This is a genomic window from Streptomyces sp. NBC_00726 (assembly GCF_045161735.1).
Classification (GTDB): domain Bacteria; phylum Actinomycetota; class Actinomycetes; order Streptomycetales; family Streptomycetaceae; genus Streptomyces.
Map to the genome: position 1 here is coordinate 5,742,251 of NZ_CP108983.1, position 14,931 is coordinate 5,757,181.

General features: G+C 72.7%; 12 protein-coding genes. All 12 read left to right on the forward strand.

What is annotated here, in order from left to right; genetic code table 11:
• Positions 1–711 carry a hypothetical protein gene (locus tag OG338_RS25550; protein WP_405939556.1) on the forward strand — a complete coding sequence of 237 codons (711 nt, stop codon included), beginning with the start codon at positions 1–3 and terminating at the stop codon, positions 709–711.
• A gap of 177 nt (positions 712–888) precedes the next feature.
• A complete protein-coding gene (locus OG338_RS25555; protein ID WP_405939557.1) occupies positions 889–2,769 on the forward strand; it encodes an ABC transporter ATP-binding protein in 1,881 nt (626 codons plus the stop codon).
• On the forward strand, positions 2,766–4,535 hold the full coding sequence (locus OG338_RS25560; protein ID WP_405939558.1) for an ABC transporter ATP-binding protein: 1,770 nt from the start codon (positions 2,766–2,768) through the stop codon (positions 4,533–4,535). The genes OG338_RS25555 and OG338_RS25560 overlap by 4 nt, the downstream gene beginning before the upstream one ends.
• A gap of 249 nt (positions 4,536–4,784) precedes the next feature.
• Positions 4,785–6,503, forward strand: a complete 1,719-nt coding sequence (locus OG338_RS25565) for a condensation domain-containing protein (RefSeq protein ID WP_405939559.1) — start codon at positions 4,785–4,787, stop codon at positions 6,501–6,503.
• A 50-nt stretch (positions 6,504–6,553) separates the two neighbouring features.
• Positions 6,554–7,228 carry a hypothetical protein gene (locus OG338_RS25570; RefSeq protein WP_405939560.1) on the forward strand — a complete coding sequence of 225 codons (675 nt, stop codon included), beginning with the start codon at positions 6,554–6,556 and terminating at the stop codon, positions 7,226–7,228.
• 56 nt (positions 7,229–7,284) lie between these two features.
• A complete protein-coding gene (locus tag OG338_RS25575; RefSeq protein ID WP_405939561.1) occupies positions 7,285–7,545 on the forward strand; it encodes an acyl carrier protein in 261 nt (86 codons plus the stop codon).
• Positions 7,542–9,650, forward strand: coding sequence for a beta-ketoacyl synthase N-terminal-like domain-containing protein (locus tag OG338_RS25580; protein WP_405939562.1), 2,109 nt, complete (start codon positions 7,542–7,544; stop codon positions 9,648–9,650). Before OG338_RS25575 ends, OG338_RS25580 begins: the two co-directional genes overlap by 4 nt.
• A complete protein-coding gene (locus OG338_RS25585) occupies positions 9,647–11,068 on the forward strand; it encodes a class I adenylate-forming enzyme family protein (RefSeq protein ID WP_405939563.1) in 1,422 nt (473 codons plus the stop codon). The genes OG338_RS25580 and OG338_RS25585 overlap by 4 nt, the downstream gene beginning before the upstream one ends.
• Before the next feature lie 3 nt (positions 11,069–11,071).
• Positions 11,072–12,334 carry a phosphoribosyltransferase family protein gene (locus tag OG338_RS25590; protein WP_405939564.1) on the forward strand — a complete coding sequence of 421 codons (1,263 nt, stop codon included), beginning with the start codon at positions 11,072–11,074 and terminating at the stop codon, positions 12,332–12,334.
• Positions 12,331–12,918 carry an orotate phosphoribosyltransferase gene (locus OG338_RS25595; protein WP_405939565.1) on the forward strand — a complete coding sequence of 196 codons (588 nt, stop codon included), beginning with the start codon at positions 12,331–12,333 and terminating at the stop codon, positions 12,916–12,918. Before OG338_RS25590 ends, OG338_RS25595 begins: the two co-directional genes overlap by 4 nt.
• Positions 12,915–13,613 (forward strand): IMP cyclohydrolase, encoded by a 699-nt coding sequence (locus OG338_RS25600; RefSeq protein ID WP_405939566.1) that lies wholly within the window; start codon positions 12,915–12,917, stop codon positions 13,611–13,613. Before OG338_RS25595 ends, OG338_RS25600 begins: the two co-directional genes overlap by 4 nt.
• A 117-nt stretch (positions 13,614–13,730) precedes the next feature.
• On the forward strand, positions 13,731–14,891 hold the full coding sequence (locus OG338_RS25605) for a nucleotidyltransferase family protein (protein ID WP_405939567.1): 1,161 nt from the start codon (positions 13,731–13,733) through the stop codon (positions 14,889–14,891).
• The last annotated feature ends 40 nt before the right edge of the window (positions 14,892–14,931 follow it).

Genomic DNA, 14,931 nt, shown 5'->3' on the forward strand with positions numbered 1-14,931 from the left:
ATGACGAACTCGCTGACGCCCCCGATGGCCACCGCTCGCGCCCTGAAGCTTGTCCTGGAGTACGCCGGTCTCGGCTTCGAGCTGGAGGAAGGTCCCGCGCCGGGTGGCTGCCGCCTGTGGTTGGCTCCCTCGGCCGCCCATCCCTGGACGCGCGGAGACATGCGGGCCAACTTGCTCGCCGAAGGCATCACCGTTCAGGTGGAACACCTCGCGCCCGCGCCAGGTCCCGGCGGCCCCGGGCCGGCTCTCGCCCTGCCGTCGGAGCAGGAAGTCCGCGCTCTCGTGCGGCTGTTGGAGACAGGTCTCACCGAGGTACAGAACGCGGCCCTGCAGCTGCATCGCGCCCTTGCCCGCCTCGGCGTCGAGCGGCATGTGGATATTCAGGACGTGGGGAGCCGGGCCCTCATCGACATCGGCATGTTCGATACGGACGCGGCCGCGCTGCTCTATCGCGGTCTCGGCGGTGACGAGTCGGTCCTGCGCGCCCTCGATCTCGGGGACTGGCACGATCACGAGCGGTTCGCCCGGGAACTGGAGCGAACGATCGCCGCGACCGGCCAGGTGCTGCCCGTCGAGTCGGTGCCCACCTGCGGGCACTGTCGGGGCCGGCGCGGCGGCAACCGTATCCGCTTCGACTACCTGGACGCCGACGACGCGCTGCTCCTGGCGGACACGTTGGTCCGCGCCGCCGCATCGGCGGCGATTCGGTAAGGCCCGGTTCGGGGGCCGGGCGGCACAAGGAGCCTTGACGCCCGGAATTGGTCCAGGCCAATATGTGGATCATCGAGCGCCTCCGGGACCCGGCCGTGCCTCCGGGTGCGCGGTCCGCGCCGGCCGTCGCTGTCGCACGGAAGTACGGACGCACGGAAGTACCGGGGGGAAAGCGCTGTGCCAGGACCAGGACCACGACCGTTCGGCGGAGCCATAGGCGTCATACGGCGCAGGGCCGGCCGCTGGATCGACCTCGCGCGGCTGCTGCCCCGGGCGGGGATGCCGCTGGTGGCGGCGTCGCTTCTGGTGAACACCGTTCTCGGGCTGCTGCCGGGGGGGTTCATGCTCGCGGCGAGCGTGCTCCTGGACCGTGTCGCCGGAGGGTCGGGGCTGACGGGGGAGGTGTACGGGTGGCTGGCCGTCGTCGTCGGGGCCTTCGCGCTCCAGCACACCCTCACGCCCTTCCAGCCCGCGCTGACCGAGGCGGTCTCGCGGCGGGTCGACGGTCACTGCATCGGCCGGCTGCTCGATGTCACGCTGCGCCGGGCGCCGTTCGGGGTGCTGGAGGACACCGCGCACGAGGACCTGCTCGCGGACGCCAGGGCCGCCTTCGCCCGCACCGTACCCACCCCGGGCGAGGCCGCCGCCGCGCTGCCGCTGCTGTTCTCCCGGTACCTCCAACTCACCTTCGCCGTGGCCCTGGTCGGGTACGCGGCCGGACCGGTCGGCGCCGTCGTCACCGCCGTCACGGCGCTGGCGATCCGGTTCGGGGTGCGTGGCACCCTGGGCCGCTACGCCGCCCTCTGGGACTCCCTCGCCGGACACCGGCGGCGCACCGGCTACATCCGTCAGCTGGCGACCGGGACGGGGGCGGCGAAGGAGATCCGGCTGCTGGGCCTGATGCCCTGGCTCAGCGCCCGCTTCGGCCGCGACACCATGGCGCATCTGCGCCCGCTCTGGGCCGGCAGCCGCCGCCTCCAGTTCTGGCCGTTCATCGCCCTCGCCGCCGCCGGATTCGCCGGCGGGACCGCCGTGTTCGCGCTGCTCGCGCACGGCACCGTACAGGGCCGCACCGACCTCTTCGCCCTCGGCATCGGCCTCCAGGCGGCCCTGGTCACCATGCGCTTCGGCATCGCCTTCCCCGAGTGCGACACCCAGACCCAGTTCGGCCTGGTGTCCTTCCACGCACTCGAACGGCTCGAAGCGCTGGAGGAGTCGAAGCCCCGCCCGGCGGCCGGCACGGAGCCCGCGCCGCGCCCCGGGCACAGCATCCGGTTCGAGGACGTCGCCTTCTCCTACCGCCCGGACACGCCCCTGGTCCTGGACGGCCTCGACCTGGAGATCCCGGTCGGCTCCTGCACCGCGATCGTCGGCCTCAACGGCGCCGGGAAGACCACCCTGGTCAAAGTGCTCGCCCGGCTCTACGAACCGACCTCGGGGCGGATCACCGTGGACGGCGCCGATCTGGCCGCGCACAGCCCGGAGTCCTGGCAGCGCCGGATCGCCGTCGTCTTCCAGGACTTCCTCCGTTACGAACTTCCCGCCGCCGACAACATCGGCTTCGGCGCCCCCCACCTGGCGGCCGACGAAGCCCTCCTGCTGGACGCCGCCCGCCGGGCCGGGGCCGGCGCGGTCGTCGGCAAGCTCCCCGACGGACTGCGCACCCCGCTCTCCCGCCGCTACGACGGCGGGCACGACCTCTCCGGCGGCCAGTGGCAGCGCATCGCCCTCGCCCGCGCCCTGCACGCCGTCGAGGGCGGGGCCTCGCTGCTCGTCCTGGACGAACCGACGGCGCAGCTGGACGTGCGCGGCGAGGTCGCCTTCTTCGACGAGTTCCTCGCCGAGGCCGGTTCGCGCGGCATCACCAGCCTGATCATCTCGCATCGCTTCTCGACCGTCCGGCACGCCGACCGGATCGTCGTCGTGGAGCACGGCCGGGTCCTGGAACAGGGCGACCACGACTCCCTGATGCGCGCGGACGGCCGCTACGCCGAACTCTTCCGGCTCCAGGCCCAGCGCTTCGAGGACGACAACGACACCGTCGGGAGCAGAAGTTGAGAACCGTCATGGCCTCGGCCCGCTATCTGCTGGCCCTCGGGTGGCGGCTCAGCCCCGCGCGGCTGCTCACCTCGGTCGGCCTGCTCGCGGCCGGATACGTGGCCGCGCCGGTCGCCGCCGTACTGCTCGCCGCCTTCACCGAAGCGGCACTGGACGGACGGGGCGACGCGGCCCTGACCCTCTCCGTCGGCATCGGCCTGGTGCTGGTGCTCGACCTGACCATGGCGCACTTCGCGCACCTCTCCTACTACGAGCTCGCCCAGCTCCAACAGCTCGCCATCGGGCGGGAGATCGCCGATGTGGTCAACGGCTCGCCGGGCATCGAGGCCCACGACAACCCCCGGTTCAGCGAGACGCTGACCCAGCTCGGCGACCGGATCTTCCAGGTCCGGGCCGCCCTGGAAGCACTGCTGCTGCTCGGCGGCTCGCTGCTGCAAGGGCTGCTGACCGCCGTGGTGCTCGCCCGCGTCGACCCCTGGCTCGTCCTGCTGCCGCTCGCCGCCGTCCCCGCGGTGCTCGCCGGCAGCCGGGCCCAGCGGATCGTCGACGCCGCACGGACCGGCAGCGCCTCCGAACTCCAGCTCGCCCGGCACCTGGTGGAGATCGGCACCACAGCCGCCACCGCCAAGGAGATCCGGCTCTTCGGAGCCCGCCAAGCGGTCACCGAACGGCACGGGACCGCCTGGCGCGGCGTCACCCAGCGGCAGCTGGGCGGCGAACTGCGCGGGGCACTGGTCCGCGCGGCCGGACAGGTCTGGTTCGCCGTCGCCTACGGGGCGGCGATCCTGCTCGTGCTGCGGCGGGCCGCGCGCGGCGAGGCGGGCGTCGGTGAACTGGTGCTCACCCTCACCCTGGCCGTCCAGGTCGGCGGGCAGGTCGCCGCCGCGCTCGGCCAGCTGGGGCGGCTCCAGAGCGCCGGCCGGATCACCGAACTCCTGGCCGACCTGCGCGCGTTGGGCGCCGTGTCCGAGGATTCCGGGCACGCCGCCCCGCCGCCCGCACTGCGCGAGGGCATCCGGCTCGAACACGTCTCGTTCGCCTACCCCGGCAGCGACCGCAAGATCCTGGACGATGTCTCCCTCTTCCTCCCGGCCGATTCCAGCACCGCGCTCGTCGGTGAGAACGGAGCCGGGAAGAGCACCCTCGTAAAACTCCTCTGCGGGCTGTACCGGCCCACCGAGGGCCGCATCCTGGTCGACGGCACCGACCTCGCCGACCTCGATCCCGAGCAGTGGCAGCAGCGGCTCGCGACGCTCTTCCAGGACTTCGCCCGCGTCGAACTGACGCTCCGTGAGTCCGTCGGCGTCGGCAGGCTCGCGGCCCTGGACGACGACGCCGCGCTGCGCGCCGCACTCGTGGACGCCCGGGCCGGGGCGCTGGAGGGCAAGGTGCCGGGCGGTCTGGACGGACTGATCGGACGCGGTTACGGGGACGGCCAGGAGTTCTCCGGCGGCCAGTGGCAGTCCCTCGGTCTGGCCCGCACCGTGCTCCGCGCCGATCCGCTGCTGCTGGTCCTGGACGAGCCCGCCGCCGCCCTGGACGCGGCCGCCGAGCACTCCCTCTTCGAGCGCTTCGCCGCCGCCTCCTCGGCCAGTGGTACGACGGTCTTCGTCTCGCACCGCTTCTCCACGGTCCGCCTCGCCGACCGGATCGTCGTCCTCGACGGCGGCCGGGTCGCCGAGGCCGGCAGCCACCAGGAACTCATGGCCCGACAGGGGCTCTACCAGGAGATGTTCGACCTTCAGGCGGGGGCGTACACCACCTGACCGCTGCTTCCCGGTATCCGGATGCCTTGGCCGGCGATCTTCAACTGGGCCCGCCCGAATGCCCGTTGACGGCGTTCAGCATGGTGAGACGATCTTGACACCCTTCATTGGTCCAGGCCAATATGGGCTCAGTTTCAGCCACTGCGGCCCAACTATGGGCCGAAAGGGCGCTGTTGACGCTGTCCTCACAGCCGGTCGCGCGCCGAGAGACCGCAGTCCCTTTCCGCACCGGACGGAGTGTTCAGCGCTGTGACCGCCACGAGCGACAGGTCCGGGAACCCCGCCGCCGAGCCGCGGACCCCGGGAAGCATCGCCTTCTCCGGCCGGGCGCGCGGGCCGGGCCCCCTCATGTGGGCGCAGCGGCTGCTGTGGAACGACTGCCAGTGGATGGGGGAGGAGGCGCACTACTTCAACATGGCGCTTTCCGTCCCGGTGCCCGACGGGCTGTCGTACGACGAGGTCATGGACGTACTGAGCCGTGTCGTCCACCGCCATGAGGCGTTCCGCAGCTGCATCACCCTCGCCGCCGACGGCGAGCCGCTTCAGGAGGTCGCCGCCTCGGGGACCCTGCCGGTGCTCCTGGCGGAAGCGGCCGAGGGAGCCGTGGACGAGGTCGCCGCGCGCTGCCGCGAAGAGCTGTCCGGCCGCTCCTTCGACCTGCTCGAAGAATGGCCCGCGCGCCTCTGCGTCGTCGCCGTCCGGGGGATGCCCGCGAAGGTCGTCATGGTCCTCTCCCATGTGTTCGCGGACGGCGGCGCGACCCGGGTCCTCTCCCAGGAGCTGGCCGAAGCGATGAGCGGGCCCGTCCCGCCCGCCTCCTGGGCCGTGCCCGCCCCGCAGCCCCTGGACCGCGCCGCCCACGAACAGTCGGCGGCGGGCCAACGCCTCTCCGCGCGTTCGCTCGAACGGCTGGAGCGGCAGCTGCGGACGATGCCGCAGACCATGTTCCCCGGGCCCCGGCTCACGCCCGGCGCACACCGCTTCAAGCGGCTCGAAATGCGCTCCCCGGCCCTCACCGAGGCGCTGCGCCGGATCGCCGGGCGCGACGGAACGACCACGTCGAACGTACTCCTCGCCGCCACCGCCCTGATGCTCGGCGTGTTCACGGGCCACCGGCGTGTGGCCTTCAAGACCATCCTCGGCAACCGGTCCTTCCCCGATCTGAAGCGCATCGTGAGCAGCGCCGTGAGCAACGGCCTGGTGTGCGCCGACCTCGCGGACGGCACCTTCACCGGTCTGGTCCACTCCGTGGCGCAGGCCACCAGGGCGGACCTGCTGCGCAGCCAGTGCGACCCGGCCGAGCGCGAACGGCTGACGGCGCGGGTCAACGATGAACGAGGCGTTCACCTCGACCTCTCGTCGTTCTTCAACGACATCCGGGTGTTCATGGGCGAGCGCTCCGCCGGACCGGACGACAGCGCCGACCTGGACGCGCTCGCGAGCCGTACGCGACTGGCCTGGATCGGCGAATGGGACCGGCAGGACGCGAAGTTCTTCTTCCACGCCCGGACCCTGGGCGACTGCGATCACGTATACGCCATGATCGACACCGCCTTCATGCCGGCCGAGTCGGCGGAACGGCTGATGCGGGGCCTTGAGCGGGTGCTCATCACATCCGCCGGCGCCGACCTGCCGCTCTCCGAGCTGCGTGGCCTCGTCGCCGCCGACGGGTGCCGCCCCCCTGACCGGGGCGAGGACTGGGCCCTGGTGGACCACTGCTGGGTCCACCTGCCCGACGTGGTGTCCCTGCTCTCGGGCCTTCTCCCCGGCCGGCGTGTGGAGGCCGGGGCCGGAGAAGGCGAGAACGGCCCCGTCCTCGCGGCCCGGGTCTTCTGCGACGAGCCCGTCGACGTCGCGGAGCTGCGCCGGGCCGCGCACCGCGCCCTGCCGGACTATCCCGGGGCCATGGTGCCCGCGCTACTGACCGTACTTCCCGCCGGAGGCACCGCCGAGGGCTCCCCGGCATGACCTGACCTCCCGCACTCATCCGACCGTTCGTCGCATCCCATGGGGGAATCGTGGCAATCAGCACGTGGAACGAACTCGTGACAGCCCTGCGGGGCGAAGTCGACTGGACCGACAGCTCGTACCTGGAGCGGCAGGCGCCCGTGGTCGAGGAGATCCTGCGGGCCGCGGCCGCCCGCCCGGAGGTCTTCGCGGAGCGCACCGACCAGATCCTCGCGGACGGTGAGCTGTTCCGCAGCCTCGCTCCGCATTCCGCGTATCCGAGAATCCTCATGGACAAGTTCGTCCTCCACACGGAACCCGGCAACGGCTTCCGCATCCGGCTGCACCGGTTCAAGACGAGGTCGCAGAACGGCGGCGCCGAGGAACGGGTCCACTACCACAAGTGGCATTGCAGCACCGTCATGCTGCGAGGCGGCTACCGGGAGAAGCAGTTCGAGATCCGGAAGACCGACGAGGCGGCCGGTACGGCCCTGCTCCACGAGGATCTTGAACACTCCCTGGCGGAAGGGGAGTCCAACTCGCTTCCGGCCGGCCGGCCGCACCAGGTCATGAACGACAGCGACACCGACCCCTGTCTGACCCTCTTCGTCCGCGGCCCCTCCGTCATGGGCGCCGCGCGCATCTTCGACCTGGAACGCGGCACCTTCTACGACACGTTCGACCCGGACGGCCAGCTGAAGGTCGGACTGGCGGCCATGGGCCGACTCGACCCCGACTTCCACTGACCCGGTCCGCAACCACCACCGACATGGTCCGGCCGGACAGAGACAAGGACGAGCACATGACCGAGCAGGGCATCACCGACGCTCTGGAGAAGTTGCTGATCGCGCACAGCCCCGAACTGCGGGACGGAAGCGCGGCGGTGTCGCCGCAGGCCAGGCTGGCGGACCTCGGCATCGACTCGCTGGAGCTGCTGTCGCTGGCCGCCGACATCGAGGACGCCTTCCGGATCGACATCGAAGACAGCGATCTCGACGCCGCGAAGACCGTCGCCGACCTCGCGCGTCTCGTGGACGGCGTGTCCGGGGGCGGAGCGACGTGACCGATGCAACGGGGGTAGTGGTCACCGGCATGGGCTGCGTCTCGCCCTTCGGGACCGGAGTCCAGCGCTTCTGGGAGGGGCTCTACGCGGGGCGGTCGCCGGACACCGCGGACTGGCCCGGCGCCTGTGCCTACCGGACCTCGGCCGTCCACGAAGTCCCCTTCCGGGAGGGCTCGTCCGAGGACCGCCCGGCCGAACTGCTGGCGGCATCGGCGCGCGAGGCCCTGGCCCAGGCCGGTCTGGCGCCGCAGCACCTGCGTACCGCCGGGCTCGCGCTCGCGTCCACGAGCGCCGGCTGGCACCTGCCGGACGTGGCCTTCGGGGCGGTACCGCCCGACAGCGGGACCGACGCCAGGCGGTACCGCAAGGAGGGACCGGCCGTCTCACTGCGCGAACAGCTCGCGCTGGACGGCCCCTGCGCGGTGCTGTCCTCCGCGTGCGCGTCGAGCACCGGGGCACTGGCCTGGGCCGCCGAGCGGATCAGAAGCGGCGAGGCCCCGGTCGTGCTGGTCGCCGCGGTCGATGTGCTGGCCGAGGTCGTCTTCGCCGGGTTCCACTCGATGCGCCTGCTGTCCCGGACGACGACACGGCCGTTCGCCGCCGACCGGGACGGCTTCGTCCTGGCGGAGGGGGCGGCGGTCGTGGTCCTGGAGGACGCCCGGCACGCCGCGGAACGCGGGCACCCGGCGCTGGCCACCGTCCAGGGCTGGGGCGCCGGCTCCGACGCCGTCCATCTGACGACACCCGCCGCACAGGGCATCGCCCGGTCCCTGACCCGGGCGCTCGCCGACGCCCGCCGCAGCCCGGACGAGATCGGGCTCTACCACGCGCACGGAACCGCCTCGCAGGCCGGCGACCTGGCGGAGGCGCAGGCCGTGGCCGACGTGCTCGCCGGTGGCGGGCTCCCGGTACGGACCACGGCGACCAAGGCCGCCGCCGGACACACCGAAGGCGCCGCCGGGCTGTTCACCTTCATCGCCGCCACCGAGGGACTGATCCGGAACGCGACGCCCCCGGTGCTCCACTCCGGGGAGCAGGACCCCCGGACCGGGGCGCTCGCGCTCTCCGACGGACACGCGCCCCACCCCCGGGGGTCGGTCGTGGTGCACGCCTCCGGATTCGGGGGCGCCAACTGCACCGTGGTGCTGGACGACCGCCCGGCCGAACCCCGCCCCATGGACCGCAGACCCGTCTACGTGTACGCGGCCGCCTCGGTCGTGGACGGCCGCGCCACCGCCCGCGGCTGGTCCGCCGGATGGGCCGGCGGATCGCCCGCCGTCCCCGCCGCGCCCGTCGGCAACCCCCGCCCCGACCGGACCTGCCTCCTGGTGGCCGACGCGGTCGGCACCCTCCTGGGCGGTCTGCGCGGGACGACGCGGGCCGACCTCCGCGCCGGTGGTCTGCTGCTCGGCACCGAGTACGGGATGCAGAGCCACCATTCCCGCATCTGGACCACGCTCCAGGAACGGGGGCCACGGCGCGTCGACCCGATGGACTTCGCGCTGTCCACGTTCAACACCCCCGCCGCCATGGCGTCCGTCCTCTTCGGCGTCACCGGCCAGACCGAGACCTTCCTCGGCCGGACGGCAGGGGTCGAGGCGCTTGTCTCGGCAGCCCACCTGGTCGCGACGGAAAGGGCTTCGGGCTGCCTCGCCGGCGGCTACGACGCCCCGGAAAACCGGCTCTGGGCGGAAGCGGGGGACCCACCGGTCCCGCCCACGGGCACCGTGATCGCACTCGGCGCCGGGCCCGCCCGGGGTGAGGCGTCCGCGGTCGAGCTGGTGGCAGCGGTCCGGCTCCCCGTCGCCGCCGCACCGGCCGGGCTCGACGTGCTGGAGGAAGGGCTCGCGAGGCTCTGCCCGGCCCGGCCGAAGACCCTGATCGCCACGGGGCTCGACGGGACGAGCGCGGTCCTCGCGCCGTACTCCGGCTGGACGGAGTACGAGGCACTGGGCGGCGCCGCCGACCCCTTGACCGCCCATCTGGAGGCCATGGACATGATCGCGCGCGGTGAGATCGAGGAAGCGGTGGTCGCCGGCACGGGGGCCTACTCCGCCACGGTGCTCGTCCACTACCGGCGTCCGGGGCCGGAGGGGGCGGCATGATGCTCGACCTCCTCCACGGCCACGCCGTGGAACGCCCGCACGCGCTCGCCCTGGCCGATCCGGAGCGCACACTGACCTGGTCCCAGCTGGTCGACCGGGTCGCGGAACGGGCCCGCGAGCTGGCCCCGGCACCCGGCGTCCGCCCCGGACTCGCCGCGCTCCACCGGCCGGGCGACTGCCAGTGGGTGATCGACTTCCTGGCCCTGCGGTCCTGCGGACACCCGGTCCTTCCGCTGCCCGAGGCCATGCCCGGCACCACCGCCGAAGCGCTGGCCCGCGACATGGCGGCCACCCTCTTCGTCACCGCCGACGGGGTCGGGCGGCTGCCCGGCCGGGAGCCCGTCGAAACGGACCCCGAACGCCTTGCGCTGGTGCACCTCACCTCCGGGACCACCGGCACCTCCAAGGGGGTCCTGCGGAGCGAAGCGAACATCGAGGACGAGGCCGCCGCGGTCGCCCAGGCACTCGGCCTCGGCCCGGAGCACCCGGTCCTGACCGGCACGCCCGTGTCGCACAGCTTCGCCTCCGGGCTGCTCACCGCAGCGCTCCGGGCAGGCTCACCCAGCTTGCTGACGCCCCGTTACAACCCGGCGGGAATGGTCCGGACGGCGCACGAACACCGCCCCGGGACCATCTGCGGCACCCCCTACGTGTTCCGCGCGGTCGCCCGTACGAAGGAGGCCCGCCGCACCGGCCTCCCCGGGCTCCGCCACCCGCTCTCGGGCGGCGCGCCGCTGCACCCCTCCTGGGCCGAGGCGTGGCAGGACGTCACCGGTGTACCCATCTGCCAGGAGTACGGGCTGTCCGAGGGCGGCATCGCCACGATGAACCTCGCCGCGCACCCGGACACGGTGGGATCGGTGGGGCTGCCGGTTCCCGGAGTCACCGTGCGCATCCTCGGACCGGACGGCTCACCCCTCGGGGCCGGGCAGGCCGGACAGGTCGTGATCGACCGGCCCGCGACCCCCGCCCACTACCTCACGGGCGGCGGCGGACGGGCCCCGGTCCCCGTCGGCCCCGCCCTTCCCGGAGACCGCCCCACGGCGCGCTTCGTGGAGACCGGCGACCTGGGCAGACTCGATGAGCACGGACGGCTCTGGCTCACCGGCCGGACGAAGGTGCTGATCAACGTGGCCGGTGCGAAGGTCAGCCCGTTCGACGTCGAGCACCACCTGCTGAACAGCCCGCTGGTGAAGGACGCGGTGGTGGCCGGGGTCCCGGACCCCGATCGCGGCGAGATGGTCGCCGCCCTCGTCCACGCCGACCCCGGCACCACCGCCGCGGAGCTGGCCAAGCACCTCCGTGAACGCCTCAGCGGTTTCGCGGTGCCCCGCCGCTGGGTCTTCACACCCGACATTCCGCGCACGGCCTCGGGCAAGCCCGACCGGGCACGTGTTCTCGCCATCCTGGAAGGCTGACCGTTGATTCTCGAAGACTCCTACGCCGCGGCGAGGGTGGTCGACTCCGGCCGCTACCTCACCAGCGTGAACGAACTCTGCGACCACATCCCCGCGCTGCGACCGCGGTTGCTGGAGCATGTGACGGGACGACTGCTCGCCGCCCTGGACCTGGAGGGCTGCACCAAGATCCTGGTCGAGGAGGAGAAGGGGGCCGTCATCGGCGCCGCCGTGTCGCTGGCGACCGGAATCCCGCTGGCCATCGCGCGTACCTACCCCTACACCGTCCCGGGACACCGGGTCGACTTCGACAGCGAGTACACCGGGGGCTCCCTCTTCGTCAACGGGATCGAAGCCGGTGACCGGGTCTGCCTGGTGGACGACACCCTGTCCACCGGCGGCACCCTCATCGCCCTGGTGGACGCCGTCCGCGAGATCGGCGCCGAGGTCATCGACGCGGCCGTCGTGGTGGAGAAGCCGGCCAACAGCGGCCGGGACGCGCTCCGGTCGCGGACGGGACTGGAGATCACCTCCCTCATCCGGATCGACGTGACCCCGGACGGCGTCTCGGTACGCGACACCTCCTCCGGTGCCCGGCCGTCGCAGGACCCCGCCGCCGGCTTCCTCCGCCGGATGCGGCCGCACACCGCGCCCGGCCTCCTCGTCGTGGTCGAAGGCACCGACGGTGCGGGCAAGACCACCCTGGTCAAGGGGCTCAGCGCCGAACTCAGGGCCGCCGGTCACCAGGTGTACGACACCTTCCAGCCGACCCCGAGCGCCCGCGCCACCGAGGTGTTCCGCGGCTTCGCCGAGCGGGGCGGCGACGACCCGGCGATCCACCGGGCCCTCTACCTGGTCACCCTCGGCGACCGCCTCTACCACGCGCGGGCCACGATCCTCCCCCGGCTGGAAGCGGGCGAGACGGTGCTCTGCGACCGCTACATCTACACCACCGTCGCCAACGCACTGGCCCGGGGACAGCACTTCGACGGCTGGTTCCAGGACACGGTCGCGCTGCTGCCGGAGCCGGACCTGGCCCTGCTCGTGCACAGCCCGGTCGATGTGGCCGTCAGCCGCATCCGGCAGCGCCCCGAGGAGCGCGACCGGCCCATCGACATCGCGCACATGACCCGCGTGCGCACCGGCTTCCTCGACCTCGTCGACGCCGGCCACCTGACCGGCCTGGACACCTCGGTCTGCGAAGCGGACGAAACGCTCCGCGCCGCCCTCAAGGCCGTCGAGGCCGCGCGTGCCGACCGCGAGAGCGCCCCGGGGACCGGGGCATGACCTCCGCCGCGCTGGCACAGGCGCTCCTGGACCGCGCCCCGTTCGTGACGGCCCACCGGTCGGACGGCCTGCTGCTGAGCGACTACTTCGACGGCCACCGGGTATTGGGCGAACCCGCGCTGCTGCACGCCCTGGCGCTCGCCCTGCACGAGCGGATCGCCGCGACGACGGCCGAGGTGGTCGCCGGTGAGGTCGCCGCCGGCGGCCAGCTCGCCACCGCGGTGTCGCTGGTGAGCGCGTCCACCCCCCGCCCCCTGGAGGCCAGGGCCGTACGCCGTACGGCCAAGGACTACGGACTCTCCGGGCGGCTGTCCAGCCGGGTGCCCGAGGGCACGCGCTTCGCGGTGGTGGACGACGTCGCGGGCACCGGCGCGGCCCTGGAGCGCACGGTCCTTGAGCTGCGGCGTCAACAGCACCCGGTGGTGGGCGCGTTCGTCATACTTGACCGGCAACAGGGTGCGGCCGAAGCGCTCGAACGCATCGACTGCCCGCTCACCGCCCTGTTCCGGCTCGAAGACCTGACGCTCCTGCGCCGGCCGGACCGGGCACCCGAATCTGCAACGAGTAAGAGGACTGGCACATGAAACATCTCGGCGAAGCACTCCGCGCCAACCGGTACCCCGGCCGGCTGGTCGTGCTGGGGCGTACGCACGACGGCGTCCTCACCGCCGCGTATGCGCTGACCGGGCGCAGCGAGGCGTCCCGGGCCCGCCGCCTGGACGGCTCCGCGGCCGGGGAACTCGCGGTCGTACCCGTCGGCGCGCAGGACAACGACGCGCTGCGCCACTACGTCGCCGCATGCGTGGCGGGCCCCTGGACCGTCTACGGAAACGGTGAGCAGGTCGCCGAGGTAGCGGCCCGGCTGACCGGGGGGCAGTCACCGGCCGAGGCGCTGCACGGCCTGGACTACGAGCCGGACCCGCCGATCTTCACGCCCCGGATCACCGTCGTGGTCGGGCGGGCCGACGGCAAGGCATGGCTGGGTGCCGCCCGCCGCCCCGGGAACGGCCGGGAGAGCACCGACACCACCGTCACCGAGGTGGGCCCGCTGCCGGTCGGTCACGGCGTCCTGCTCTCCACCTACGAGTCGGACGGGGTGCAGGTCGCGACCGCCCGCCACCACCTGGACGTCCTGGTCGGTGCCGGCGACGCCGAACAGCTCCTGGAAGAGGTGTGGCAGGCGCTGGACCACGAGTACCGCGTCGCCGCCACGGCCTTCGCCCCGCAGGACGGGGTGGGCGGCCGGGTCCGGCACGCCGCGGACGTGACGGCCGGCTAACCGGCCGGCGCGGCGCCGCGGGCCGGGACACACCGTGACCCGGCCCGCGGCGCGCTTCCGACCGTCCTCCGGCGGCCCCGCACGGCCCGGACCCGTACACACAGAAGGCGAGAGAACATGTCCCCGCTCACCGTCGCCGAACGCATAGGCATCATCAGATCCAGCCTCGCCCCCTTTCCGGGAGAGGCCACAGGACCGCACCGGGACTGCTTCGACCGCCTTCTGGAGCGCCACGGCGACGGCACCGTCTACTCGTATCTGCGGCAGCGCAACGTCATCAACGCGACACTCGTCAGCCATGCCGGTCACCCGGCCGTGGCCGCCGAGGACGGGCCGTTCCAGCTCTACCGGACGGCGGCGCTGGCGATCCGCGAGATCCACCGCACCGAACTGGCGTCGGTCGCGACCGAGTTCCGGACCCAGGACGTCCCGCTGCTCGTCTACAAGGGCCTGGCCCTGGACGCCCTGACCGACAACACCGAGGCCCCGTCGTTCAGCAACGACATCGACCTGCTCGTACGGAAGGCTTCACTGGCCGACGCCAGGAAGATCATCGAGGGCCTGGGCTACGAGACGGGCATCCGCATCGACAACGGACGGGTGCGGCGGATGCCCGCGCGCATCAGCAGAATGACCGAGGAATCGGTCTACTCGTACGGGCAGGTCCAGCCGTACCACCGGCTGGTGCCCGTCCCCGCCCTGGAAGGCGTGTCCGATCGGGTGCAGGCGCTCATGCCCCGGACGTTCTGCACCGTGTCCGGACAGCTGCACCTCAGGGTCTCCATCGACCTGCACTACAGCCTCAACCTGCTGACCGAGGACATCGGCACACGCGTCAAGCCGGGCGAGGACAGCTGGTGGGAGGGGACCCAGGAGGTGCACATCGGCGGCGCGGCCGTCAGGACGCTCGGCGACGATGTGCTCGGCTGGGCGCTGCTGCACCGGCTGTACGTGGACTGCACCGTGCTCCAGGAGACCGGCCTCAAATCCCTGTGCCACATCAAACTCCTGTGGCACCGGGGCCGTTTCGACCTGGACGGCATCCATGAGGCCGCCCGCCGCCACCCCTATCTGGCGCCCTCCGTCCACCAGGCGCTGCGGGCCGTGGACACCATCTGCGACCTGGGCCTCCAAGGGCTGGTGGACCCGCGGGAGTTCCGTACCGCCGCGGCTCCGCTGATGAACGTCGGGGACTGCCTGCCCGCTCTGCTCGACTTCGGTGTCTCCATCGACCTGACCGAGCTCGAACAGGGCGGCGCCGGCGCGCGGTTCCACTGATTCCGGCGCCGCGCGGCGGCAGCCCCTTTTGTTTGCGGCT